This is a genomic window from Stenotrophomonas sp. Steno-Z2 (genome assembly GCF_056393235.1).
This window is the reverse complement of sequence record NZ_JBWJOY010000002.1, coordinates 201,244-224,989: the sequence shown is the minus strand read 5'-3', so window position 1 is coordinate 224,989 and position 23,746 is coordinate 201,244. Positions and strand designations below refer to the sequence as shown.

Genomic DNA, 23,746 nt, shown 5'->3' with positions numbered 1-23,746 from the left:
TCCTTGCCTCAGGCCTGGCCGGCGGCCGGCGCGGTGGCGTGCGGGGATGCCGGCGGCTGCAGCGAGGGCAGGATCGCGTCCGGGCCCTTGGCGATGGCCTTCAGCATCAGCTTGATCTCGATGATCATCAGCACCGTGTACAGAGCGACGAAGCCGGTCAGGGTCAACAGGATCTGGTGCAGGGCCAGGCCCGAGGCGGCGTAGAAGGTGGGCAGCACGCCGTCCACCGCCCATGGCTGGCGGCCGTACTCGGCGACGAACCAGCCGCATTCGATCGCGATCCACGGCGCCGGCAGCGTCCACAGCGCGATCTTCAGGAAGGTGCGCTTGCTCTGGAAGTTGTTGCGGCACGAGTAGTAGAACGCCACCGCGAAGAAGGCGATCAAATAGAAGCCCAGCCCGGCCATGACGCGGAAGGTCCAGAACAGCGGCGCCACGGTCGGCACGGTGTCCATCGCCGCGCGTGAGATTTCCTCCGGCGTGGCGTTGAGGATGTCGTCGCGGTAGCGCTTGAGCAGCAGGCCGTGGCCCAGGTCCTGCCAGTGCCGGTCGAACATCTCGCGCGCCTGGCGGTCGTTGCGGTCGGCGCGGATGCGTTCCAGCGCGCCATAGGCCAGCTGGCCGCCGCGGATGCGGTGCTCGGCGCGCTCGACCAGTTCCAGGATGCCGGGGATGGGCTGGTCCAGCGAGCGGGTCGCGATCAGGCCCATCAGGTAGGGGATCTTGATCGCGTAGTCGTTCTGGTGGGTCTGCTGGTTGGGAATGCCGAAGGCGGTGAAGTCGGCCGGCGCCGGCTCGGTCTCCCACATCGCCTCGATCGCGGCCAGCTTCATCTTCTGGTGCTCGCTGGCCGCGTAACCGCTCTCATCGCCCAGCACCACCACCGACAGCGAGGACAGCAGGCCGAACGCGGCGGCCACCGCGAAGGAGCGGCGCGCCACGTCGTGGTGGCGGTTGCGCAGCAGGTAGAAGGCGCTGATCGACATCACGAACACCGCGCCGGTGACGTAGCCGGCCGAGACCGTGTGCACGAACTTGGCCTGCGCCACCGGGTTGAACAGCACGGCCATGAAGTCCACGACTTCCATGCGCATGGTTTCGGGGTTGAACACCGCCCCGACCGGGAGCTGCATCCAGCCGTTGGCGATCAGGATCCACAGCGCCGACAGGTTGGTGCCCAGCGCCATCAGCCAGGTGACGGTGAGGTGCTGTACCTTGCCCAGGCGGTTCCAGCCGAAGAAGAACAGGCCGATGAAGGTGGCTTCCAGGAAGAACGCCATCAGGCCTTCGATCGCCAGCGGCGCGCCGAAGATGTCGCCGACGTAGTGGCTGTAGTAGGACCAGTTCATGCCGAACTGGAATTCCATGACGATGCCGGTGCCCACGCCCATGGCGAAGTTGATGCCGAACAGCGCGCCCCAGAACAGCGTCATGCGCCGCCAGACGTCCTTGCCGGTCATCACGTAGACGCTCTCCATGATCGCGATCAGGAAAGACAGTCCCAGGGTCAGGGGAACGAACAGGAAGTGGTACATCACTGTCAGCGCGAACTGCAGGCGCGACAGATCTACGACGGTGGTGTCGATCATGGCCTGGCTACCTTTCGGGGTGGGTGCATCATGGGGGCGGTACTGGGGAGGGTTTGTGAATTTTCCGTGTTCGATGGTGATCCCGGCCTTGACCTGGATCAATGCGACATGGCGTCGCAGCGGTGAATGTGCGGCACGCGCGGATGCGATCATGCGTGCCGACGCCCGATCCTTCCCAGCAGGTTGCCCGTCTTGAGTGAGGTTCCCCATCCGGCCGATGCCGCGCGCCAGCAGCGCCGCCGGCACACGCAATGGCTGTCGGCGCTGGCTGGCGCGGCGCGCGGGCAGCAGCGGGTCGCGGCGCTGTCCGCCTGCCTGTCGGGCGCGCTGCTGGTCGTGCAGGCCGGCGCGATCGCCTGGCTGATCCAGGGAGGGCTGGTCGCGCATCACCCGGTCGCGCAGCTGGGGCCGGCATTCGGCGTACTGGCACTGGCCGTGCTGCTGCGCAGCGTGCTGGGCGGGCTGTCGCAGAAGGCGGCCGGCGAGGTGGCCGACGCCGCGCGGCTGGCGCTGCGCGCGCAGGTCTACCGGCGCCTGCTCGGCAAGGGGCCGCTGTGGCTGCGGCAGCGGCGCAGCGGCGAACTGGGCGAGCTGCTGCTCGCCCATGGCGACGCCATCGAAGGCTATTACGCCGGTTTCCAGCCGGTCCGCGCCGAGGTGATGGTGGTGCCGCTGCTGATCGTCGCGGCGGTGGCCTGGGTCGACTGGACCGTAGCCCTGATCCTGCTGTGCACCGGGCCGCTGGTGCCGGTGTTCATGATGCTGGTGGGCTGGGGCGCGGAAGCCGCCGGCCGCGAGCAGCTGCAGGAACTGGCGCGCATGGGCGGGCATTTCGCCGACCGCATCAAGGGCCTGGGGCTGCTGCGGCTGTACGGGCGCGGCGCGGACGAACTGGCCGGCATCGCCGCCGCCGCCGAAGGCGTGCGGCGGCGCACGATGAAGGTGCTGCGCATCGCCTTCCTGTCCTCCACCGTGCTCGAGTTCTTCGCCTCGGTGAGCGTGGCGATGGTGGCCCTGTACCTGGGCCTGAGCTACCTGGGGATGATCTCGCTGCATGCCACGGTGCCGACGCTGGGCACGGGCGTGTTCTGCCTGCTGCTGGCGCCGGAGTTCTATGCGCCGCTGCGGCGGCTGGCCGCGCACTACCACGACCGCGCCAACGCGCTGGCCGCCGCCGCCGAGGTCGAACGCCTGCTCGAGGACGACGGCGATGCGGCGGACGTGGCGCCGCCGGCGATACCGGCGTGCGCGCCCGAACCGGCACAGGCGCATGCGCCGCTGCTGGCGGCCCGTTCGCTGGCGCTGCGCCCGATGGGCGCCGGCCACGACGTGCTGACGGATTTCTCGCTGGACATCGCGGCGGGGCAGCGGCTGGCCCTGGTCGGTGCCAGCGGCAGCGGCAAGAGCACCCTGCTGGAAGCGCTGGCCGGCTGGTTGCCGCCGCGCGGCGGACGCATCGTGCTGCGCGAGGGCGTGCGCGTGGGCTACGCCGGGCAGCGCCCGTACCTGTTCCACGGTTCGATCGCCGACAACCTGCGCCTGGCCGATCCCGGCGCCAGCGACGCGCGGTTGCGCGCGGTAGCCGAGGCGGCGCAGGTGATGCGGTTCGCCGGGCAGTTGCCGCAGGGGCTGGATACGGTGATCGGCGAGCGCGGTTTCGGCCTGTCCGGCGGCGAGGCGCGGCGCATCGGGTTGGCACGGCTGCTGCTGCGCGACCCGGACCTGCTGCTGCTGGACGAACCCACGGCTTTCCTCGATCCGCAGACCGAGGCCGACCTGCTGCAGTCGCTGGCCTGCTTCACCCGCGGCCGCGCGGTGCTGATGGCCACGCACAGCGCGGCGGCGATGCGCTGGGCCGATGGCGTGGTGCGGCTGGATGACGGGGTGCGCGCATGAGCGGCGGCGACGCCCTGCGCGCGGTGTTCGCGCGGCATCGCTGGCGCCTGCTCGGCGCGGTGGCGCTGCTGCTGGTGACGATGCTGGCCGGCGTCGGCCTGCTGGGCCTGTCCGGCGGCTTCCTGACCGGCGCCGCGCTGGCCGGTGCGGCGGGCGCGGGCGCCACGTTCAATTTCTTCTCGCCCTCGGCCGGCATCCGCGCCCTGACCCTGGTGCGCATCGCCTCGCGCTACTTCGAGAAGCTGGTGGGGCACGACGCGACCCTGCGCATCGCCCGCGACCTGCGTGTGTGGTTCTTCCGGCGCGCGTTGCCGCTGGCGCCGGCGCGGCTGGGCGGCACGCGCACCGGCGAGCTGCTGGCGCGGCTGATGTCCGACATCGGCGAGGTCGACGGCCTGCTGGTGCGCGCGGTGGGGCCGCTGCTGGCGCTGGCCGGCGCCGCGCTGGCGTCGATCGTCGTTGCCGCCTGCATCCACTGGCCCGCGGGCGTGCTGCTGTTCCTGTTGTCGCTGCTGGTCGGCATCGGCGTGCCGGTGCTGGCGGTACGCCGCGGCGAGGCCGGCGAGGCCGCGCGTGCGCGCCATCGCACGCGGCTGCGCACGCTGGCCTACGAGGGGCTGGAAGGTGCGGCCGACCTGGCCGCGCTGGACGCGGGCGATGCGTGGCGCGGCCGCGTCGACGGCGCAGCCCGCCAGCTCGCGGTGGACGACCACCGCCGCCGCGGTCGCCTGATCGCCGGCAACGTGCTGCATGCGGCCTGCGCCGGCCTGGGCCTGCTGGCGATGCTGTGGCTGGCGCTGTCCGCCTTCCAGGACGGCAGGGTGGACGCGCCGCTGGGCGCCGCGCTGGTGTTCCTGACCGTGGCGCTGCTGGAAGTCGCCGCCGGTTGCGGCCTGGCCTGGCAGGCGCTGCAGTCGGCGCGCGTATCGGCGGCACGGCTGCAGGCCATCGTCGAACAGCCGCCGTCGGTTGCCGATCCCGTGCGCCCGCGCGCCGTGCCGGACGCGCCGGCCACGCTTTCATTCGAGCAGGTGGTGTTCGCCTGGCCCGGCGAAAGCCGGCGGCTGCTCGATGGTGTCGACCTGCAGCTGCGGCCCGGCGAGCGCATCGCGATCCGCGGCGACAGCGGCTGCGGCAAGACCACGCTGTCGGCGCTGCTGCTGCGGTTGTGGGACCCGCAGCAGGGAGCGGTGCGCTACGGCGGCGTGGACCTGCGCGAGGTGGCGCAGGACGACTGGCATCGCCGCATCGCGTGGCTGCCGCAGGGCGCGCCGGTGTTCGCGGGCAGCATTGCCGACAACCTGCGGCTGGGCGATCCGCAGGCCGGCGATGCGCAGCTGTGGGCCGTGCTGGAACAGGTGCGGCTGGGCGACTGGGCGCGCCGGCAGGGCGGGTTGCAGGCCTGGGTCGGCGAGAACGGCGCCACCCTGTCCGCGGGGCAGGCGCGCCGGCTGGCGCTGGCGCGCGCCCTGCTGCGCGACGCGCCGCTGATGGTGCTGGACGAGCCGACCGAAGGCCTGGACGTGGATACCGCCGACGCGCTGCTGGTCGACCTGGCCGCGGCCCTGGGCGCGCGCAGCCTGCTGGTGATCACCCATGGCCACCTGCCCGACGGCGTGGTGCACCGCCAGTACCGGCTGCAGCGTGGGCGCCTGGTGCCCGAGGCCGGCGAAGTGCGGAACCCGGCCACGGTGCCGTGGTGAGCAAACCGCAGGCGCTGGCCGACCTGGTGTAGCGGCAATGCGATGGGGGCGCTTCTTGATGGCAGGGCTCCAGGCAGGTGCCGGGGCACCATGGCCATCGATGCCGATTGGTAACAACCGGTCGATTCCATGGGCGGGCGTCCGGATCATGGCCTGTCGCCCGCTGGCGCTTCCTCGCGCACGCGCAGGAAGCGCGCAAAGCGCGGCAGGCCGTGCGTGGTCAGGCCGTTGTAGCGGTAGGTGACCAGGCTGCCGATCGGCGGCGGCGCCATGCGCTGGGTGTCCTTGAAGCCGCTGCCGATGCGGAAGCGCGCGCCGTCGGCCCGTTCCACAAGCAGCGCGCCGAGCAGGCCCGCGTACCTGCCCTTGCCCGGCAGGTGCGCGACGACGCGCGCTTCGGCATCGTCCCAGGGCTTGAGCTTGAGCAGTCCGCCGCTGCGGCCGGCAACGTAAGGGTTGTCCTGGTGATGCAGCATCAGCCCTTCGCCGCCGGCCGCGGCGATGGCCGCCAGGTGGCGATGCAGGGCCGCGGTGTCGGCGATGCGCCGCTGCGGGATGAGCTCGAGCGTGGGTGAGTCGGCACCTGCGACCAGGACGCGCAGCGCCGCCAGCCGCTGGTCGAAGGGGCCCGCGTGCGCGGGCAGGTCGAAGGCCATCAGGCGCAGGCCGTGCCAGCCGGCGGCGTCGGGCGGGTGCATGCGCACGGTGGCACTGGTCTGCTCGAAACGACCGCGGCCGCCCCACAGTTCGCCATCCAGCGGCTGCGCCGGCCAGTTGTGCGTGAATCCGGAAGGAAGTTCGATGCGGTGGCCGGCACGCGTCCATAGCGCCTGCCCGTCCCAGCGTGCGCGCACGCCGTCGAGTTTTTCGCTCACCCAGTAGCGCGATACGTCCGGCCCGTCGTGCCACTGGCCGGCCAGCATCAGGGGCGGGGCGGCCGCCAGGGCGGCCAGCGGCAGCAGCAACAGGTACAGCAGCAAGGTCGGCAGGCGGCGCATGGTCCCTCCAGGTGATGGGGCAGGGACAGCATGCGCACACGGCAGAAGCCGCTGGATCAGCCGCGGCTGGAAAGGCGCGTAGGCGCCCGCGCCGCCGCGCTGTAGGTCAAGCGCCGGGCAGCGTGTCGAGGAAGCCGCGTACCGCCGGGCCGTACCGGTCGTAATCGACCAGGAAGGCATCGTGGCCCTGCGGCGAATCCATGCCGATGAACTGCGTGTCGGCACCGCCGGCGCGCAGGCCGTCGGCGATCTGCTGCTGCTGTTCGACCGGGAACAGGATGTCGGTGTTGGCGCCGATGGCCAGCGCCCGCTGCACGCGGATCTTGGCCAGGCCGGCCATCACGTCGCCGTCGCCGTATTCGGCCAGGTCGAACCAGTCCATCGCCCGGCCCAGGTACAGGTAGCAGTTGGGATCGAAGCGGCGCACGAAGCGCCGCGCGTGGCCTTCCAGGTAGCTTTCGACCTGGAATTCGAGGCCGAACGGGTCGTCGTCGCCCTGTTCCGAATCCAGCCGCACGCGGCCGAAACGGCCGTCCCATTCCAGCGCCGAGCGATAGGTGATGACGCCCAGCTTGCGCGCCATGCGCATGCCCGATTCCGGGTAATGCGCCTCGTCGTAGTCGCCGCCGTTCCACGCCGGGTCGAGGCGGATGGCCTCGCGCTGCAGTGAGCGGATGGCGATGGAGAAGGGCAGGGCCTGGGCGCTGCCGGAAATGTTGATGTGGGTGCGGGCGATGCCGGGGTGCTGCAGCAGCAGCGCCAGCGCGGTCATGCCGCCCATCGAGTTGCCGACCAGGCAGGCCAGCTGCCGGATGCCGAGCGCGCGCACCACCTCGGCCGCGGCATTGGCGATGTCTTCCACCGACAGCTCGGGGAACGCCAGCCGGTAGGGCCGGCCTGTGGCCGGGTCGAGGGACGCCGGGCCGGTGGAGCCCTTGCAGCTGCCCAGCGAATTGACGCAGACCACGAACCAGCGGTCGGTGTCGATCGGCCGGCCGGGGCCGAGCATCGGCTCCCACCAGCCCGGCGCGGGGTTGTCCGGGTGGCTGGCGGCATGGGCGTCGGGCGACAGCCCGGTGACGATCAGGATGGCGTTGCCGGCATCGGCGGCCAGCGTGCCCCAGGTCTCGTAGGCGATGCGCGCGCCGTGCAGCTGGCCGCCGCGCTTCATCGGGAAGGGCGAGGCGAGCGCGTGGAAGCGGCTGCCTTCGGGGATGAACTCGGTCATCGGCCGATTCTAACGGGCATGCGCCGATACGCGGACGTCGCCTGATGCTCCGGCGTCATCAAGGTATGAGGCGTGGTTACCACGGCTGAAGGGGACGACGGCGGTGCCGTCGCCGTGGGGACTTCGGCTGGAAGGGAACGGCGGCGGGCACTGCTGCGTGCCGGCGGCCCGCGGTACCGACTCAGGGCACATGATCGCCACGCCGGGACAGCCAGCCATGGATCAGGCTGGCCTGGAAGAACGGCACCGGCGGCTGGAAACCTCCTGCGGCGATGATCGCGGCAATCCGCTCCGGTGGAAGCATCCCGACATCCCGGGTGTACGCATCGCGCATGCGTTCGATGGCATCGGCCGGCACCTCCGCCGCGGCCATGAGGCTCGTCCATGCGCGCAGCAGCACGTCGTAGGCGGGCGAGGCCACGTCCGCGGCCAGGTCGGAGCTTGCGAGGATTCCCCCCGGCGCGAGCCTGCGTGCGATCTGGTTGAAGAATCCGGAACGCGCCGCCGGGTCGAGAATGAACTGGGAAACCAGGAAGCAGGTGGCGGCGTCGAAGCCGTCCGTGGCGGGGAGCGATTCCAGGTAGCCTTCATGGAAACGGCAGCGCGCCGAAACGCCTTCCCTCTCGGCCGCCTGGCGGCAGAGGGCGAGCATCGCGCCGGAGGGCTCCACCGCGGTGAACTGCCAGTCCGGGTGGTTGCGGGCAAGATGCAGCAGTTCCGCGCCGGTTCCGAGCCCGATGCAGAGGATGCGGGCGTCCTGCGGCAGCGGGGCGAAGGCCGAATCCAGCAGCAGGTGCAGGCAATCGCGGATGGGGCGGGTCCTGGCCCAGCGCGCGTCGTAGTCGGCCGCCTGCTGGTCGAACAGCGCCTTGAGTTCGTCCTGGTTCATGGGGTGCGCTCCGACGGCGGGGTCATGGCTGGCCGAGCGTGATGTCCAGCGTCCTGTCCGTCGGCAGGGACAGCTTCACCGGCGCCGATTCGACATCGCCGTCCTGGCGCATCGCAGTGCCGCTGGCGGACAGGCGCGCGAACACTTCCACCTGGTCCAGCGCGGAGAGCTTCTGCGTCGGCATCGGGCTGTCGGCGTCGTCGAGGATGACCGTGAGCGGCCCGGCCTGGGCCGGGTGCCGCTCGACCGCGACCGGCATCGGCGGGCCGCCGGGAATGCGGGCGATGACGAACAGGGTGTCCTTGCCGGCGGCGACCCGTGCCTGCAGCGCGGGCGCCAGCGTCACCCGCACGCTGATGGCGTGTCCGTCCGCGGCGCCGGCGGCGGCAGGCGCGGCCGCAGCGGGCGTGGAAGGGGGCAGGCCGGCGTCGGCGCGGGCGGCATCGATCTGCTCGCGCAGCGCGGCGGCGGCATTGGGGTCCAGGCGCGGCAGCAGGCCTTCCCAGGTACGCACGGCGGCTTCGTCCTGGCCGCGCTGGCGCTGCACGATGCCGATCAGCCAGAGGGCGCGCTGGTTGTCCGGCGCCACGTCGCGCGCGTGCTGCAGCCACTGCAGGCCGGTGTCGTCGAACAGCAGCTTCGGATGCGCGCGGGCGCGCGCCTGGGCCGCTTCGATCAGCAGTTCGGGCTGGTCCGGCTCGAGTTTCAGCGCGCGCTCGAACGAGGCGGCGGCATCGGCCATGCGCCCGAGTTCGAGTTGCGAGCGCGCCAGCAGCACCCAGCCCTCGGTGCGTTCGGGGTGTTCGTCGAGCACGGCGCGCAGCTGTTCGACCGCCTGTTCCAGGCTCTGCGGCGCGTCGGCGCTGCGCGGCTGCAGCGCCGACGGCGTGCCCAGCCACAGGTACAGGCCCACGGTGGCGACCATCATCGCCCCGACCAGGGTGGCCCAGATCGCGCGCTTGCCGGCGCGCAGCAGCGGCCACAGCATGGCACCGCCGGCGGTGGCGGCCAGCAGCGCGGCCAGCGACAGGAACAGCGCCTTCACCATTCGCGTTCGTCCTGGTTGGCGTCTTCGGCCGCGGGCGCGGACAGGGCGCGGCCGCGCCGGTTCACGTGCACGTACAGCAACACCGCGCCGGCCAGCAGCAGGACGCCCGGGCCCAGCCACAGCAGCAGGGTGCTGCCCTGCATGCGCGGGCGGTACAGCACGAACTCGCCATAGCGCTCGACCAGGAACTGCTTGATCTGCGCGTCGCTGCGGCCTTCGCGCATGAGGTTGAGGACTTCGCGGCGCAGGTCGTGGGCGATCTGCGCGTTGGAGTCGGCCAGCGACTGGTTCTGGCACTGCACGCAGCGCAGTTCGGCGGCCAGCGCGTGGAAGCGGGCTTCCTCGGCGCGGTCGCGGTACTGCAGCGGGGCGGGGTCGCCCATCGGCTGCGCCACCGCCAGCCAGGGCAGGCACAGCGCCAGCAGGAGGGCGGCCAGCCGCTTCACCGGCGCGCCTTGCCGCTGGACGCGGCCTCGACCTTCTCCAGCGCCGGGATCAGCTGCCGGTCGAGCACGTCCTGGGTGATGGCGCCGCTGTACTTCCAGCGCACGATGCCATGGTCGTCGACCAGGAAGGTTTCCGGCGCGGCGGCAATGCCCCAGTCCAGCGCGGTGCGGCCTTCCTCGTCGGCCACCACCACCATGTAGGGATTGCCCAGCTGTTCCAGCCAGCGCAGCGCGTCGGCGCGCTCGTCCTTCCAGTTGTAGCCGATCACGCGCACGCGCTTGGTCTCGGCGAAGCGGGTGAGGATGGGGTGTTCGTCGCGGCAGGTCGGGCACCAGCTGCCCCACACGTTGAGCAGGTAGGGCGCGCCGAGCAGGTCGCCGCCGCTGACCTTGACGGCGGGGTCGTGCAGCACCGGCAGCGAGAACGCCGGCGCCGGCTTGCCGATCAGCGCCGATGGCAGGCTGTCGCGGTCCGGGCGGTCCGAACGGCTGACGCCGTAGAGCATCAGGCCGACCAGGCCGACGAAGAACAGCGCGCCGATGATCAGCGCGACCGGCGGCAGGCGATGGGGCGGATTCGGGGCGGAAGGCGTGTCGGACATCAGGATTTCTCGGGCAGCCGGCGGAAACGGCGGTCGACGGCGGTGACGAAGCCGCCCAGGGCCATCAGCAGCGCGCCCAGCCAGATCCAGCGGACGAAGGGCTTGACCTGCACGCGGACCGCCCAGGCACCATCGCCCAGCGACTCGCCGAGCGCAACATACACATCGCCGCCCAGCGCCGGGTGGATGCCGGCCTCGGTCATCGGCATGCCGCCGCTGGCATACATGCGCTTTTCCGGGTGCAGCAGGGCGATCTCGCGGTCGCCGCGGTACACGCGCACGTGGCCGCGGTCGGAGTGGTAGTTGGGGCCGTCGGTGGCGTCCACGCCCTCGAACACCAGGCGGTAGCCGCCGGCCTCGACCGCCTTGCCCGGCGCCAGCGCCACTTCATGCTGGAGGCTGAGCGCTTCCACCAGCAGGGCGCCGACCAGGAACACGGCGATGCCGGCATGGGCGAGCAGCATGCCCCAGGTCTCGGCGTTGGCGCGTCCGCCGCCGCGCAGGCGCTGCCACAGCACGTACAGCGTGCCGGCGCCCACCCACGCCGCGGCGGCGATGCCGGCGGCGGTCTTGAGCTTGCCTTGCGGCGCCATGAACCAGCCGATGATGCCCAGCACCACGGCCAGCGCCGCCCACGGCGCCAGCAGCGCGAGCGTGCGCCGCCCCTGTTCGCGCTGCCAGCGGCTCAGCGGGCCGAACGGCAGCAGCAGCACCAGCGGGGTCATCAGCAGCAGGAACAGGGTGCCGAAATAGGGCGGCCCCACCGAGACCTTGCCCAGGTCCAGCGCGTCGGCCAGCAGCGGGTAGAGCGTGCCCAGCAGCACCATGGCGCAGGCGCAGCTGAGCAGCAGGTTGTTGGCCAGCAGCAGGCCTTCGCGCGAATTGAGCGCATAGGCGCGGCGCGGGTCGGGCGCGCCGCCCATGGCCGGCGCGCGCAGCGCGTAGAGCAGCAGCGAGCCGCCGATCACCAGCGCCAGGAAGACCAGGATTAACAGGCCGCGGGCCGGGTCGGCGGCGAAGGAGTGCACGCTGGTCAGCACGCCCGAGCGCACCAGGAAGGTGCCCAGCAGCGACAGCGCGAACGCGGTGATGGCCAGCAGCAGGGTCCAGCCGACGAACACGCCGCGCTTTTCCGTGGCCGCCTGCGAATGCAGCAGCGCCGCGCCGGCCAGCCACGGCATGAAGCTGGCGTTCTCCACCGGGTCCCAGAACCACCAGCCGCCCCAGCCCAGTTCGTAATAGGCCCACCAGCTGCCCAGCGCGATGCCCAGGGTGAGGAAGGCCCAGGCCACGTTGGTCCACGGGCGGGTCCAGCGCAGCCAGCGCACGTCGATGCGGCCGTCGAGCAGGGCGGCGATGGCGAAGGCGAACGGCACCGAGAAACCGACATAGCCCAGGTAGAGCATCGGCGGGTGGATGATCAGCCCCGGGTCCTGCAGCAGCGGGTTGAGGTCGTGGCCTTCCACCGGCGCCGGCAGCAGGCGTTCGAACGGATTGGAGGTGAACAGCAGGAAGGCCAGGAAGCCGACGCTGATCAGGCCCATCACCGCCAGCACCCGCGCCACCACCACCGGCGGCAGGCGCCGCGAGAATTCGGCCACCGCCGCGGTCCACAGCGCCAGCACCAGGGTCCACAGCAGCAGCGAACCCTCGTGCGCGCCCCATACCGCCGAATAGCGGTAGATCATCGGCAGCAGCGAATTGGAGTTCTCGGCCACGTAGCGCAGCGAGAAATCCTGGCGCACGAAGGCCACGGTCAGCACCACGAAGGCGCCCAGCACCATGGTCAGCTGCAGCAGCGCCGCCGGGCGCGCGATGGCCACCAGCGGCGCGATGCCACGCTGCGCGCCGACCAGCGGCAGCACGCTCTGCAGCAGCGCCGCCAGCAGGGCGAGGATCAGCAGGACCTGTCCGACCTCGGCCAGCACTCAGCGCGGCTCCGCCGGCGCGGCCGTGGCCGGCACCTGGTGCTTGTCGTGGGCCACGCCCATCTTGTCGGCCAGTTCCTTGGGCATGTAGGTCTCGTCGTGCTTGGCCAGCACTTCCTCGGCCACGAACACGCCGCCGGCCATGCGCCCGGTGGCGACCACCGCCTGCCCCTCGCGGAACAGGTCGGGCAGGATCTTGTCGTAGGTCACCGGCAGCCGGGCGTCGCCGTCGGTCACCTCGAAGCGCGCCTGCAGCGCGCCGGGCGCGCGCTGGAACGAGCCCTTGGCGACCATGCCGCCGAGGCGGAAGCGCGCATCGGGCGCGACCTTGCCGGCCTTCACCTCGGCCGGCGTGTACAGGTAGGCGATGTTGCGCTGCAGGGCGGTGGCCACCAGGACGGCGGCGATGCCGGCCACGGCAACCACCAGCAGCACCAGCAGCAGGCGGCGGCGCTGGGTCGGGCTCATCGGCTCAGTTCCTCGTCGCCGGGCACGGCGGCCGCGGCGTTGCGGCCGGCGCGCGCCAGGCGGTTGCGCACCTCGCGCAGTTGCCGGCGCACCTGCAGGCGCGGCACGGCGAAATCCCAGGCCAGCACCACGAAGAACACCGCGTAGGCCAGGGCCACGTACTGGAAATAGGTCATGTCAGTTTCTCCACGCGCTCGCGCACCCAGGCCTTGCCGGATTCGCGGCGCAGGTTGTCGGCGCGGGCGCGGGCCAACAGCGAGCCGGCGAACCAGAACTTGGTGGCCAGCACCATCAGCCACAGCGGCAGGATCATGCTGGCGTCCATGCTCGATTCGCCGAACAGGCGGATGGTCTGGCCCTGGTGCAGCGAGTTCCACCACACCACCGAGTAGCGGATGACCGGCAGCAGCACCACGCCGACGATGGACAGCAGCCCGGCCGCGCGCGCGGCGGCGCGGCGGTCGTCGATGGCGCCGTACAGGCCCATCACGCCCAGGTACAGGAACAGCAGGATCAGTTCGGTGGTCAGGCGCGGGTCCCAGTCCCACCAGGTGCCCCACATCGGCTTGCCCCAGATGCTGCCGGTGAGCAGGGTGATCAGGGTGAAGGCGGCGCCGATCGGCGCGCAGGCCATGGCCAGGATCTCGCACAGCTTGATCCGCCAGATCAGCGCGATGGCGCTGTACAGGGCCATCAGGCCGAACACGAACAGGCTCATCCAGGCCGAGGGCACGTGGATGTAGAGGATGCGGAAGCTGTCGCCCTGCTGGTAGTCGGCCGGCACCACCGCCAGCGCCTGCCACAGGCCGAAGGCGAACAGGGGCAGGGAAGCGATGTAGCACCATGGCGACCAGCGGGCGGCGAAGGCGTCGAAATAGGCAGGGGACCCCAGCCGATGGAACCAACCTGGCAAACCTTTGAACATCCGCTCGCTCGTCGAGGAAAACGATGGCGGGGTGGACCCCATCCACCCCGTTGCCGGGCACCGCCAAGCATGGGCGCCCGGCGGCTCATGAAGAGTAGCCGAAGACGGCGCGGTTGGCACGGCCAGCCCGCGCCGTGGCGGTTACTTCAGGGTGAGCGTGCCCTTCATCAGCGCCGAATGGCCGGGGAAGCTGCAGAAGAACGACAGCGGCGCGCCGGCGGCGGTGAGCCTGGCGACCGGGACGCTGAGCGTGGTGTTTTCGCCGCCGCCGACCACCTTGCTGTGGGCGATGACGCGCGTGTCGCCGGCCTTGATGTAGTCGGCGGCCAACCCGGCCTTGATGCCGTCGGCGTCGATGCCGGCCATGTCGGCGGTCCTGGCCAGGACCACGTTGTGGCCCATCACGTTCCTGGCCATCTTGCCGGTGTGCCTGAGGTTGATGGTGAAGTTGGCGCAGCTCTTGGGCACGTCGATGTTGGCCAGGTTGTAGCGCATGGCGTCGTTGCCCTCCAGGTTCACCGAGCAGGTGTCGGCGGCATGGGCGGCACCGGCGGCGCCGAGGGCCAGGGTGGATGCGACGATCAGTTTGCGGAACATCTTCAAAGCTCCTGTCTGCGGGGAGGGGCCGCCGCTGCGGGCGGGATGGCCGGCCATGCTGTGGCCGGCGTTTCGGGTTGGCAAGCGACGCAATGTCGCAGGGTGGCAGCGTGCGCCGGGCTGCGCATGCTCAGTCTTCACGCAGGCTGGAAAGCCAGGCCGACACGGCCTGGATGCTGTCCTCGTCCAGCCGCTGGCCGACGCCGCTCATGATGAAGTCGCCGGTGGAATCCCGCAGGTCGCCATTGCGGTACTCGGCCAGCTTGCCCTGCAGGTAGGCCGCCTGCTGGCCGCGCAGCACCGGGAACGCCGCGTACGGCGTGCGGCCGTTGCGGTCGGCGACGTCGGCATCGCGCATGCCGCGCGCATCGGCGCCGTGGCAGCCCTGGCAGGGCGGGATGCCCCTGGCGGCATCGCCCTGCAGGTAGAGGTCGCGGCCGCGGTCGAGCAGCGCGGTGTCCACCGCTTCGGCCGGCGCATCGCCGGCAGCGGCCGAGGCCGCATGCGGCGGCAGGCTGGCGTAATAGGCCGCCAGGTCGCGCATGTCCTGGTCGTCCAGGGTGCTGACCAGCGGCGTCATCGGCGAGGGATGGCGCCCGCGCTTGAACTCGACCAGTTGCCAGTACAGGAAGTCGGCGCGCTGGCCGCCAAGGTTGGGAAAGGGCGGCGCGGTGCCACCGCCGCCCTCGCCGTGGCAGGCGCTGCAGACCTGGGATTTCTCCTTGCCGGCGGCGGCGTTGCCGGCGATGCGCGGCGCCGCGCGCAGATCGAGGTAACGCGGCTGCGGCGCGGGAGCGGGCGTGTCCTCGTCCGCGCCGCTGGCGGCATGGGCCAGGCCGAGCAGGCCGCCGGCCAGGGTGAGCAGGAGCAGGGCGGGACGTTTCATAGCGCCACCTCGAGCAGCATTCCCAGCAGGTTGACGCGGTAACGGGACGGGCCGCCGTCGGTGTAGACGCGGTGGTCGTAGACCAGCGTGTCCTCGAAGCCGAAGTAGTGCCAGTCCGAGAGGTTGCCGTGCTCCCAGGTGTCGAATACGCGCAGCCGCATGCGCTGGCCCAGCGGCATCGACAGCCCGGCGGTGAGCGTATTGACCCGGTAGACCATCAACGGATAGCGGCCGCTGGCCAGCGGCGCATTGGCCGGCACGGTGAGCGCGTCGGGCGAATTCATGCGGTAGCCGGTGCGGCCGCGCGAGGAGGTCCAGTTCCAGGCCAGGTCCAGGGTGGCGCGGCCGAACCGGCGGCTGAGGTTGAGGCCGGCGTAGTGGTTGCGCTGGGTATCGTCCATCCACCAGCGGCTGGCCTCGGGATAGGTGGGGCCACCGAGTTGCGGGTCGCTGCCGACGGCGTCGTTGACGTTGGCGAACACCAGTTTCGAGCGGTCGTGGCCGTACCAGGCGCTGGCGGTGGTGTCCGGGCCGGGCTGCCATTCCCACTGCACGCTGGTGGCTTGGCTGTCCAGCTTCTGCCGCCCGATCTGCGCGTCGTAGTGGTTGCGGTCGCCGCGCGCCGAGACGTACACGGTCATGTCGTGCGGCAAGACGAAGGTCGCCATCAGGTCGAGCTTGTGCTGGGTGCGCGAGGCGATGTCGTACTTGCGCAGCGCCGCGACCGTGTGCGGGCCCAAGCCGCCGGCCGGCTCGACGAAGCCCGGCAGCGAGCTGGAAAAGGTGAACTCGTAGGGGTCGTAGTAGTAGCGGCTGCCACCCCGGTCCAGGTAGGTGTAGTTGGCGCGCAGGCTCAGCCAGTCGGTGCTGCGGTTGTTCCAGCTCAGTTTCACCATGTTGTCGCGGGTGGTGGCGACCTCGCGGTGGGCGCGCTCGATCCAGGTGAAGGTGTAGGTGGCGCCGAGCGTGTTGCGGGTGGACGGGCGCCAGTCCATGCCGGTGGAGATCTCGCGGGTTTCCTTGTCCAGCGGCAGGTTGCGGATGCGGGTGAGCACCGAGCTGTTGGCGCCGCCGTCCCACACGCCCATTTCGCCCGGCACCACCGACCCCTGCGAGCCGTTTTCGGCGATATAGCCCCACTGGTCGGTGAGCGGGTTGTAGGACCAGTAGGTGCCGGCGTAGTCCTCGCGCAGGTAGCGCGCGGTGCTGCGCCAGGTCAGTCCGTCCATGGGCTGCAGCACCAGGCGCGCGTCGAGCTTCTGGTTGTTGATCGCCATGTCGGCGCGGTCGCGCGACAGCGCGGCGGTGGTGTTCCAGTTGGCGCAGTTGGCGATGAACGGCGGCGCCAGGTCCTGGCCGAACTGGCCCTGGCAGTCCATCGGCGGCAGCAGGCGGTCGTTCTGGCGCATCGTGGTCAGCGCCGCGGCCAGGGTGAAATCGCCTTTCCAAGCCGACAGCCTGCGGCTGAAGCTGGCGCCGACGCGGTGGTAGTCGTTGTCCGGCTCGTAGGCGAACGAGCCCTGGTACAGCGGCGGCGAGTTGGCGCCGGCCACCGAGCTCACCGCGAACGGCACCTCGTAGCTGTAGCCGCGGCTGGCGTGGCGGAAGAACGAGCCGGTATAGCTGAACTCGCTGCGCCACAGGTTGCCGACGAAGCGCAGGCCGCCGCTGAAGTTGAGCGTGCTGTCGTCGATCGGGCGCGGGATCTCGTAGATGCCGCCGTTGTTGGCGAAGGGATAGTTGAAGAAGAACGGACCGCCGAACGGGCGCGCGCCCTTGCGCTCCTCGTGGGTGAGGCTGGCATAGGTGGTCCAGCGCGGGTTGAGCAGGTAGTTGATGCTCACGCCCTGCTTGTCGCGCACCACCGCCAGCGTGGTCAGCGGCTGCGCGGCGGAAACGGCGGCGACCTGGGCCGAACTGCTGCCGGCCGCGGCCAGCCCTGGCTTGAGGGTGAGGCGGTCGCTGCCCACGCCGTCCCAGATCGAGCGCGCGTTGCCGCTGAGCACGTTGGGCGAACTGCGCACGAAGGCCTGCACCCTGTAGCGCCCGGCCTGGCCGAACACCGCGCGGTAGTACTGGTTGTCGCGGTCCAGGCGGCTCAGGCGCACATCGGCGTAGCGGCCGTCGGCGGCGCGGCGCAGGCTGAAATCGGCCTGCAGCACGACGCCGTTGCCCGGGTCGCGGAAGCGGCGCCAATTGCTGTTGGCGGTGTCGCCGCTGACATGCAGGTAGCCCAGCGCGACGTCGCCCGACCACTGCCAGCCGCCGTCGCCGGCCGGCTTCAGCGCCGGCATCAGCGGGTTGCAGCCATAAAGAAAGCCGGTGGGCGTGCGTTTGGCGCTGGCGGTCAGCCAGCTGTTGCCGTCCGGGTCGCAGCCCTGCCAGCCGATGCGGCCGGACGGGTCCAGCCAGTTGCCGAACTGCAGGTCGACGCCGGCGCCGCTGTCCTGGGCCTGCGCCAGTCCGGCCAGCAGGGCGAGGGACAGCAGCGACCAGCGGCAGGCATGGGGGCGTTTCCACATGGGCATGGCGTCCTCCCGTTACTTGTGCAGGCGTGGGCCGGAGGGATGGTTGGAGCCGTGGACCTGCGCATGGCAGGTGATGCAGCCGCGGCCCATCAGGCGTTCGTCCGGCGTCATGCCGTTGCCGAGCGACAGCTCCGTCTGCAGGTCGTTGGGGTGGCGGGTGTGCGAGTGGCACTGCTGGCACAGCATCGGGATCGGCGCGACCAGCAGGGCGTGCTGGTTGGAGCCGTGCACCTGGTGGCAGTTGAGGCAGCTTTCGCGCACCGGCGCGTGTTCGAACAGGAACGGCCCGCGCTTCTCGGCGTGGCACTGGTAGCAGGTCTCGTTGACCGTGTCGGTCTTGAGCAGGGTGGCGTTGAGCGTGCCGTGCGGGTTGTGGCAGTCCACGCAACTGATCGTCCCTTCCGGCAGCGGCATGTGCGAGCGGCGGTTGAACTGCTGGCGGATGTCCTTGTGGCAGGTGGCGCAGGTCTCGCTCACCGACTGTTTGGCGGTCAGGCCCTCGGCCGAGAATTTCTGCATCGGGTTGTGGCAGTCGCTGCACGACAGGTCGTTGCGCTGGTGGATCGAGCCCAGCCAGACATCGCGCGGTCCGCCGGCGTGGCAGCCCAGGCAGCTTTCGGTCTGGTTGGCCACCGGCGTGCCGCCATCGTGGGTGAAGGCGATGATCGAGCCCTTCGCGGTCGGGTTGGCCGCATGCACCGAGCCGGGGCCGTGGCAGGCCTCGCAGGTGGCGGTGGCGGGATTGGCGGCCAGCGCCACCTGCATGCCCAGCGCGTGCGCGGTATGGGCGAAGTTGTCGTTTTCCCTGGCGTGGCAGGCGGTGCAGACCTGCTCGCCGACCGCCCTGGCCTCCGGATGCGCCTGGTTGCGCGCCGGCACCGCATCGGCAAAGCCGGGCGGGGCGTCGAAGCCATGCCCGGAGACAGTGGAGGCGAACCGGGTCTCGGGGAGCTTGACCGCCTGCGCCGAGGCGTCGGCCTTGACCGGCGCCAGCCAGGCGGCGGAAACCAGCACCGCGGTGGCGATCAGCATCACGAATGCGAGATAGAACCGCACGTTCCTCTCCTTTGTCGTCCCTGCCGGCGGGTGGGTGACAACAGCGTAATTGCGATTACGGTGTGATTCTGGGAAAGCCTGCGTTCAGGTCAAGCTGCAGCGCAGCAGGCTGGGGTTCAGGAACGGGGGAGGGCGCCCTGCAGGAACATGCGCACCGCCGAGCGGGCGCGCTCGCGGATCTGCGGCAACTGGGTGCTGTCCACCCAGCCGTTGATGGAGCGGATGATCAGCCCGCCGAACACCAGCATGTAGAAGTGGTCGGCGGCCACGTCCGGGTCCTCGATGTGCAGGCGGCCGGCGCGGGTCTCGCGGGCGAAGTACTCGCTCAGCAGCCGTTCCGCCGGCTGGATGCCGTGGACCCGGAACCAGTCGCGCAGGGCCGGCTGGCTGATGCCCTCGGTGGTGATGATGCGGTGGCAGGCGATGCGCGCCGGGCTGAGGATCTCCTCGACCATGTGGCAGGCCGCCTCTTCCAGCGCCTGCGCCGGCGGCAGCGGCGAGTCCAGCAGTTCCTCCACGTCCTTGCCGAAGTCGCGGATGCTGCGCTCCATCAGCGCGTGCACCAGCCCTTCCTTGTCGCCGAAGGCGCGGTACAGCGTGGACAGCGAACCGCCGGCGCGCTTGACGATGTCCGACAGCCGCGCGCCCTGGTAGCCCTTCTCGTTGAACACCTCGATGGCGACGTCGAGGAAGCGCTCCACACGCAGTTCGCCGCGACGCTGCAGTTCCACCGCCGGGCGCGGCGGCAGCGTGGGTTTTTCCGGGGCAGGGTGCGGCGTTCGGCGCATGCGCGGTGGCGGGGGAGGTCCGGCGCCAAGGATAGCGCCGGTCTCCCTCAGGAATTGGCGATGCGGATCGCGGCGGCGGCGGTCAGCGGCGCCAGCAGCAGGCTGACCACCAGGCCGGCGGCGAGCAGCAGCAGCCCGCCGCTGGCGTCGAAACCCTGCGCCGACGCCGCCACCGCGCCGGCGCCGAACACCAGCACCGGCACGTACAGCGGCAGCACCAGCAGCGCCAGCAGGATGCCCGAGCGGCGCATGCCCACGGTCAGCGCCGCGACCACCGCGCCAAGCAGGCTCAGCAGCGGCGTGCCCAGCGCCAGCGAGGCGACCAGCACCGGCAGCTGCGGGTGCGGCAGCTGCATCAGCTCGGCCAGCAGCGGGCTGACCAGCACCAGCGGGAAGGCGGTGGTCAGCCAGTGCGAGAACACCCGCACCGCGACCAGCCACGGCAGCGGCACCGGCGAGAGCAGCCACTGCTCCAGCGAACCGTCCTCGGCATCGCCGCGGAACAGCGTGTCCAGCGACAGCAGGCCAGCCAGCAGCACCGCCAGCCACAGCACCGCCGCGGCCACGCGCTGCAGCAGCTGCGGGTTGCCGCCCAGGGCCAGGGCGAACAGCGCCACCACCAGCAGCGCGAACAGGATCGGCTGCGCGGCGTCGCCGCGGCGACGCCACAGCAGTTTCAGGTCGCGCGCGAGCAGCGCCCTGGCGGCATCGAACAAGGTGGGCTGCGGACCGGGCAGGCTCATGCGGCGGCCTCCGCGGCGGCGGCTAGCGTCAGCGTGCGGTTGCGCACCGGCGGCGCGGCGTAGGCGCCGTGGGTGGTGACCAGGGTGCCGCCGCCGCTGCGCAGGTGCGCGGAGATCATGCGGTTGACCAGGTTGATGCCGTCCAGGTCGAGGTTGGCGTAGGGTTCGTCCAGCAGCCACACCGGCGCCGGCGACAGCCACAGCCGCGCCAGCGACAGGCGCTTCTTCTGCCCGGCCGACAGCTGCCGCACCAGGGTGTCCTCGTAGCCGGCCAGGCCGACGATGGCCAGCGCGTTGCCGGGCATCTGCCGCAGGCGCCGGCCCTGCAGGCCGCACAGCACGTGCAGGTTCTCCAGCGTGCCCAGGTCCTGCTTGAGCGCGGGCAGGTGGCCCAGGTAGGCGATGTAGCGCGAGCGCTCGCCGGCGCCGGCGGGGCGGCCGTCGATGCGGATCGTGCCTTCGTCGGCGCGCAGCAGCCCGGCGAGCACGCGCAGCAGGGTGGTCTTGCCCGCGCCGTTGCCGCCCTGCACCAGCAGGGCTTCGCCCGCGTCCACGTGCAGGTCCAGCGGGCCGAACACCGGGTCGTCGTTGCGGGTGAAGCGCAGTCCGCGCGCATCGAGCAGCGGCGGAGGATTGGGGGTCGCGGTCATCGGATCGGGCGCTTCCGTCCTTGGGTGGGAGCGCAGGCAGGCTGGCGCATCGGGCGCGACATTATAGGCATTGCCGTCGGCGCCGCAGCGCGCGGGCGGGCGAGGGCGGCCCTTGCCGCCGGCATTGCGTAAACTCGGCGTTTCCCTCCCCCGACGCCGACGCATCGATGCAACCGCAGACCAAGTTGCCCAAGGTGGGCACCACCATCTTCACCGTGATGTCGCAGCTGGCCGCCGAACACGGCGCGGTCAACCTGGGCCAGGGCTTCCCGGATTTCCCGGCGCCGCAGCGCCTGATCGACGAGACCGCCCGGGCCATGCGCGAAGGCCTGAACCAATATGCGCCGATGACCGGCGTGGCGCCGCTGCGCCAGGCCATCGCGCAGAAGGTGCTGGACTGCTACGGCGCGCAGGTGGACCCGGACAGCGAAATCACCGTCACCTCCGGCGGTACCGAGGCGATCTTCGACGCCATCCACGCGGTGGTGCGCGCCGGCGACGAGGTCATCGTGCTCGACCCGGCCTACGACTGCTACGAGCCGGCCATCGACCTGGCCGGCGCGCGCGCGGTGCATGTCGCGCTCGACCCGCAGACCTTCGCCGTGGACTGGGACAGGGTGCGCGCGGCGATCACGCCGAAAACGCGCATGCTGATGGTCAACACCCCGCACAACCCGTCCGGCGCGATGCTCTCGGCGGCGGACATGCAGGCGCTGGCCGACGTGCTGCGCGGCACCGGCATCTACCTCATTTCCGACGAGGTGTACGAGCACATCGTCTACGACGGCGCCCGCCACGAATCGGCGCTGCGCTACCCGGAGCTGCGCGAGCGCGCCTTCGTCATTTCCAGTTTCGGCAAGACCTACCACTGCACCGGCTGGAAGATCGGCTACGCCATCGCGCCGCCGGCGCTGAGCGCCGAGTTCCGCAAGGTGCACCAGTACAACACCTTCACCACCTACGGTCCGGCCCAGTACGGTTTCGCCGCGATGATCCGCGACGAGCCGGAGCACCACCTGGAACTGGGCGCGTTCTACCAGGCCAAGCGCGACCGTTTCCGCGAGCAGCTGCTGGGCACGCGCCTGAAGCCGCTGCCGGTGCCGGGCGGCTACTTCCAGCTGGTGGACTACTCGGCGGTCAGCGACCTGCCGGACCATGAGTTCGTGAAGTGGCTGACCATCGAGAAGGGCGTCACCGCGATCCCGCTGTCGCCGTTCTATGAAACCGCGCCGGCCGGACAGCGCCTGGTGCGGCTGTGCTTCGCCAAGAACGACGCCACGCTGGACGCGGCGATCGAGCGCCTGCAGAAGCTCTGAGTGCCCTGAACCCCGTAGGAGCGGCTTCAGCCGCGAACGGGCTTTCCCGGCGAAGGCCCCCATCGCGGCTGAAGCCGCTCCTACGGGAATACATGTATCCGGGAGACATCATGCAAGACCTCCGCATTTCCCTCGTACAAGGCGACACCCGCTGGCACGACCCGGCGGGCAACCGCGAGCACTACGGCGCGCTGCTGGCGCCGCTGGCCGGCACCACCGACCTGGTGATCCTGCCGGAGACCTTCACCAGCGGTTTCTCCAACGACGCCATCGACAAGGCCGAGGACATGGACGGCCCGACCGTGGCCTGGATCGCCGGACAGGCGCGCGCGCTGGGCGCGGCGGTCACCGGCAGCGTGCAGCTGCGCGTCGGCGACGCGGTCTTCAACCGCCTGCTGTGGGCCACGCCCGACGGCGAGCTGTGGCATTACGACAAGCGCCACCTGTTCCGCTATGCCGGCGAGCACAAGCGCTATGCCGCCGGCCGCGAGCGCCTGTGCGTGGAACTGAAGGGCTGGCGGATCAATCCGCAGGTCTGCTACGACCTGCGCTTCCCCGTGTTCTGCCGCAACCGCTACGACGTGGAGCGGGCGGGGCAGATGGATTTCGACCTGCAGATCTTCGTCGCCAACTGGCCGTCGGCGCGCGCCCACGCCTGGCGCACGCTGGCGCGCGCGCGGGCGATCGAGAACCTGTGCTACGTGGCCGTGGTCAACCGCGTCGGCGTGGACGGCAACGGCCTGCACTATGCCGGCGACAGCGCGGTGATCGACTTCCTGGGCCAGCCGCAGGTGGAAATCCGCGAGCGCGAGCAGGTGGTGACCACCGTGGTTTCGGCGCAGGCGCTGGCCGACCACCGCGCGCGTTTCCCGGCCATGCTGGATGCCGACGCCTTCACCCTGGGCTGAGGCGGCGGCGACGCTGAACGCCGGCCGGATGACCCGGGCGGCGCCTGTCTGCGGGAAGCGGCCGCGCTGCTAGGCTCGGCCCGTCCCCTTGTTATGGAGAGCCAACCATGAAGATCCTGGCGGGAGCCCTGCTGCTGGCGGCGGTTGCCTTTGCGCCGTCCGCGCACGCGGCCGGCAACATCGACTGCGAACTGCGTTTCAACCTGTCCGGCTGGTCGATCTTCTACAAGACCGCCACCGGCACCGGCACCATCACCTGCGACAACGGCGCCAGCATTCCGGTGAAGATCAGCGCCAAGGGCGGCGGCCTGACGGTCGGCAGGTCCACGGTCAGCGACGGCCGCGGCAAGTTCACCGGCGCCTACAGCCTCAACGACCTGATCGGCACCTACGGCGGCGCCGAGGTGCATGCCGGCGCTTCCCGTTCCAGCAACGCGCAGGTGGTGACCAAGGGCGACATCTCGCTGGCCCTGGCCGGCACCGGCCGCGGTTGGGACCTGGGCGTGGGCTTCGGCAAGTTCGTGATCGAACGGCGCTGATTCCGGCCTCATCCT

Annotated in this window: 23 protein-coding genes; 5 read left to right on the top strand and 18 right to left on the bottom strand. The window is 71.0% G+C overall.

Going from position 1 to position 23,746, the window contains the following annotated elements:
- Positions 1-8: 8 nt before the first annotated feature.
- Positions 9-1,589, bottom strand: a complete 1,581-nt coding sequence (locus AC06FP_RS06060) for a cytochrome ubiquinol oxidase subunit I (RefSeq protein ID WP_478074897.1) — start codon at positions 1,587-1,589, stop codon at positions 9-11.
- A 126-nt stretch (positions 1,590-1,715) separates the two neighbouring features.
- Here AC06FP_RS06060 and cydD point away from each other — a divergent pair, with 126 nt between their 5' ends.
- Positions 1,716-3,485 carry a thiol reductant ABC exporter subunit CydD gene (cydD, locus tag AC06FP_RS06055; RefSeq protein ID WP_478074896.1) on the top strand — a complete coding sequence of 590 codons (1,770 nt, stop codon included), beginning with the start codon at positions 1,716-1,718 and terminating at the stop codon, positions 3,483-3,485.
- Entirely contained in the window at positions 3,482-5,188 is a 1,707-nt protein-coding gene (gene cydC / locus AC06FP_RS06050; RefSeq protein WP_478074895.1) for a thiol reductant ABC exporter subunit CydC, read from the top strand. The genes cydD and cydC overlap by 4 nt, the downstream gene beginning before the upstream one ends.
- A gap of 146 nt (positions 5,189-5,334) precedes the next feature.
- On the opposite strand, the gene AC06FP_RS06045 is transcribed toward cydC, so the two are convergent.
- The 17 genes from AC06FP_RS06045 to ccmA all read right to left on the bottom strand — a co-directional run bounded on the left by AC06FP_RS06045 (position 5,335) and on the right by ccmA (position 20,968).
- Positions 5,335-6,186: a DNA ligase gene (locus AC06FP_RS06045; protein WP_478074894.1), complete on the bottom strand. Its 852-nt coding sequence runs from the start codon at positions 6,184-6,186 to the stop codon at positions 5,335-5,337.
- A gap of 106 nt (positions 6,187-6,292) precedes the next feature.
- On the bottom strand, positions 6,293-7,414 hold the full coding sequence (gene metX, locus AC06FP_RS06040; protein WP_433851330.1) for a homoserine O-acetyltransferase MetX: 1,122 nt from the start codon (positions 7,412-7,414) through the stop codon (positions 6,293-6,295).
- Positions 7,415-7,595: 181 nt separating this feature from the next.
- Positions 7,596-8,303, bottom strand: coding sequence for a class I SAM-dependent methyltransferase (locus AC06FP_RS06035; protein ID WP_478074893.1), 708 nt, complete (start codon positions 8,301-8,303; stop codon positions 7,596-7,598).
- A 22-nt stretch (positions 8,304-8,325) separates the two neighbouring features.
- A complete protein-coding gene (locus AC06FP_RS06030) occupies positions 8,326-9,351 on the bottom strand; it encodes a tetratricopeptide repeat protein (protein ID WP_478074892.1) in 1,026 nt (341 codons plus the stop codon).
- Entirely contained in the window at positions 9,345-9,734 is a 390-nt protein-coding gene (locus tag AC06FP_RS06025; protein ID WP_478075294.1) for a cytochrome c-type biogenesis protein, read from the bottom strand. Before AC06FP_RS06025 ends, AC06FP_RS06030 begins: the two co-directional genes overlap by 7 nt.
- Before the next feature lie 59 nt (positions 9,735-9,793).
- Complete coding sequence (locus tag AC06FP_RS06020) at positions 9,794-10,399, bottom strand: DsbE family thiol:disulfide interchange protein (protein WP_478074891.1); 606 nt, start codon at positions 10,397-10,399, stop codon at positions 9,794-9,796.
- Complete coding sequence (locus AC06FP_RS06015) at positions 10,399-12,327, bottom strand: heme lyase CcmF/NrfE family subunit (RefSeq protein ID WP_478074890.1); 1,929 nt, start codon at positions 12,325-12,327, stop codon at positions 10,399-10,401. The genes AC06FP_RS06020 and AC06FP_RS06015 overlap by 1 nt, the downstream gene beginning before the upstream one ends.
- Positions 12,328-12,795 (bottom strand): cytochrome c maturation protein CcmE, encoded by a 468-nt coding sequence (gene ccmE / locus AC06FP_RS06010; RefSeq protein ID WP_478074889.1) that lies wholly within the window; start codon positions 12,793-12,795, stop codon positions 12,328-12,330.
- A complete protein-coding gene (ccmD, locus tag AC06FP_RS06005; RefSeq protein WP_456119149.1) occupies positions 12,792-12,971 on the bottom strand; it encodes a heme exporter protein CcmD in 180 nt (59 codons plus the stop codon). Before ccmD ends, ccmE begins: the two co-directional genes overlap by 4 nt.
- On the bottom strand, positions 12,968-13,720 hold the full coding sequence (ccmC, locus tag AC06FP_RS06000; protein WP_478074888.1) for a heme ABC transporter permease CcmC: 753 nt from the start codon (positions 13,718-13,720) through the stop codon (positions 12,968-12,970). Before ccmC ends, ccmD begins: the two co-directional genes overlap by 4 nt.
- Before the next feature lie 141 nt (positions 13,721-13,861).
- Entirely contained in the window at positions 13,862-14,317 is a 456-nt protein-coding gene (gene azu / locus AC06FP_RS05995) for an azurin (RefSeq protein WP_456119151.1), read from the bottom strand.
- Between the two features lie 130 nt (positions 14,318-14,447).
- A complete protein-coding gene (locus AC06FP_RS05990; RefSeq protein WP_478074887.1) occupies positions 14,448-15,203 on the bottom strand; it encodes a c-type cytochrome in 756 nt (251 codons plus the stop codon).
- Positions 15,200-17,731: an MtrB/PioB family outer membrane beta-barrel protein gene (locus tag AC06FP_RS05985; RefSeq protein ID WP_478074886.1), complete on the bottom strand. Its 2,532-nt coding sequence runs from the start codon at positions 17,729-17,731 to the stop codon at positions 15,200-15,202. The genes AC06FP_RS05990 and AC06FP_RS05985 overlap by 4 nt, the downstream gene beginning before the upstream one ends.
- 12 nt (positions 17,732-17,743) lie before the next feature.
- The gene (locus AC06FP_RS05980) at positions 17,744-18,787 is read right to left on the bottom strand and encodes a DmsE family decaheme c-type cytochrome (protein ID WP_478074885.1); all 1,044 of its coding nucleotides are present in this window, start codon (positions 18,785-18,787) and stop codon (positions 17,744-17,746) included.
- A gap of 116 nt (positions 18,788-18,903) precedes the next feature.
- Entirely contained in the window at positions 18,904-19,575 is a 672-nt protein-coding gene (locus AC06FP_RS05975) for a TetR/AcrR family transcriptional regulator (RefSeq protein ID WP_478074884.1), read from the bottom strand.
- Positions 19,576-19,622: 47 nt separating this feature from the next.
- Positions 19,623-20,318: a heme exporter protein CcmB gene (gene ccmB, locus AC06FP_RS05970; RefSeq protein WP_478074883.1), complete on the bottom strand. Its 696-nt coding sequence runs from the start codon at positions 20,316-20,318 to the stop codon at positions 19,623-19,625.
- Positions 20,315-20,968 (bottom strand): heme ABC exporter ATP-binding protein CcmA, encoded by a 654-nt coding sequence (ccmA, locus tag AC06FP_RS05965; protein WP_456119157.1) that lies wholly within the window; start codon positions 20,966-20,968, stop codon positions 20,315-20,317. The genes ccmB and ccmA overlap by 4 nt, the downstream gene beginning before the upstream one ends.
- Before the next feature lie 167 nt (positions 20,969-21,135).
- On the opposite strand from ccmA, the gene AC06FP_RS05960 reads away from it, so the two are divergent.
- From AC06FP_RS05960 to AC06FP_RS05950, 3 genes are all read left to right on the top strand, one after another.
- Positions 21,136-22,284: a pyridoxal phosphate-dependent aminotransferase gene (locus tag AC06FP_RS05960; protein WP_456119158.1), complete on the top strand. Its 1,149-nt coding sequence runs from the start codon at positions 21,136-21,138 to the stop codon at positions 22,282-22,284.
- Positions 22,285-22,394: 110 nt separating this feature from the next.
- The gene (locus AC06FP_RS05955) at positions 22,395-23,192 is read left to right on the top strand and encodes an amidohydrolase (RefSeq protein ID WP_478074882.1); all 798 of its coding nucleotides are present in this window, start codon (positions 22,395-22,397) and stop codon (positions 23,190-23,192) included.
- Positions 23,193-23,299: 107 nt separating this feature from the next.
- Entirely contained in the window at positions 23,300-23,731 is a 432-nt protein-coding gene (locus AC06FP_RS05950) for a hypothetical protein (protein ID WP_478074881.1), read from the top strand.
- Positions 23,732-23,746 lie beyond the last annotated feature (15 nt).

Coding starts and splice junctions, on each gene's coding strand:
- AC06FP_RS06060 (WP_478074897.1), bottom strand. CDS start 1,589: ATGATCGACACCACCGTCGTAGATCTGTCGCGCCTGCAGTTCGCGCTG.
- cydD (WP_478074896.1), top strand. CDS start 1,716: ATGTGCGGCACGCGCGGATGCGATCATGCGTGCCGACGCCCGATCCTT.
- cydC (WP_478074895.1), top strand. CDS start 3,482: ATGAGCGGCGGCGACGCCCTGCGCGCGGTGTTCGCGCGGCATCGCTGG.
- AC06FP_RS06045 (WP_478074894.1), bottom strand. CDS start 6,186: ATGCGCCGCCTGCCGACCTTGCTGCTGTACCTGTTGCTGCTGCCGCTG.
- metX (WP_433851330.1), bottom strand. CDS start 7,414: ATGACCGAGTTCATCCCCGAAGGCAGCCGCTTCCACGCGCTCGCCTCG.
- AC06FP_RS06035 (WP_478074893.1), bottom strand. CDS start 8,303: ATGAACCAGGACGAACTCAAGGCGCTGTTCGACCAGCAGGCGGCCGAC.
- AC06FP_RS06030 (WP_478074892.1), bottom strand. CDS start 9,351: ATGGTGAAGGCGCTGTTCCTGTCGCTGGCCGCGCTGCTGGCCGCCACC.
- AC06FP_RS06025 (WP_478075294.1), bottom strand. CDS start 9,734: ATGGGCGACCCCGCCCCGCTGCAGTACCGCGACCGCGCCGAGGAAGCC.
- AC06FP_RS06020 (WP_478074891.1), bottom strand. CDS start 10,399: ATGTCCGACACGCCTTCCGCCCCGAATCCGCCCCATCGCCTGCCGCCG.
- ccmE (WP_478074889.1), bottom strand. CDS start 12,795: ATGAGCCCGACCCAGCGCCGCCGCCTGCTGCTGGTGCTGCTGGTGGTT.
- ccmD (WP_456119149.1), bottom strand. CDS start 12,971: ATGACCTATTTCCAGTACGTGGCCCTGGCCTACGCGGTGTTCTTCGTG.
- ccmC (WP_478074888.1), bottom strand. CDS start 13,720: ATGTTCAAAGGTTTGCCAGGTTGGTTCCATCGGCTGGGGTCCCCTGCC.
- azu (WP_456119151.1), bottom strand. CDS start 14,317: ATGTTCCGCAAACTGATCGTCGCATCCACCCTGGCCCTCGGCGCCGCC.
- AC06FP_RS05990 (WP_478074887.1), bottom strand. CDS start 15,203: ATGAAACGTCCCGCCCTGCTCCTGCTCACCCTGGCCGGCGGCCTGCTC.
- AC06FP_RS05985 (WP_478074886.1), bottom strand. CDS start 17,731: ATGCCCATGTGGAAACGCCCCCATGCCTGCCGCTGGTCGCTGCTGTCC.
- AC06FP_RS05975 (WP_478074884.1), bottom strand. CDS start 19,575: ATGCGCCGAACGCCGCACCCTGCCCCGGAAAAACCCACGCTGCCGCCG.
- ccmB (WP_478074883.1), bottom strand. CDS start 20,318: ATGAGCCTGCCCGGTCCGCAGCCCACCTTGTTCGATGCCGCCAGGGCG.
- ccmA (WP_456119157.1), bottom strand. CDS start 20,968: ATGACCGCGACCCCCAATCCTCCGCCGCTGCTCGATGCGCGCGGACTG.
- AC06FP_RS05960 (WP_456119158.1), top strand. CDS start 21,136: ATGCAACCGCAGACCAAGTTGCCCAAGGTGGGCACCACCATCTTCACC.
- AC06FP_RS05955 (WP_478074882.1), top strand. CDS start 22,395: ATGCAAGACCTCCGCATTTCCCTCGTACAAGGCGACACCCGCTGGCAC.
- AC06FP_RS05950 (WP_478074881.1), top strand. CDS start 23,300: ATGAAGATCCTGGCGGGAGCCCTGCTGCTGGCGGCGGTTGCCTTTGCG.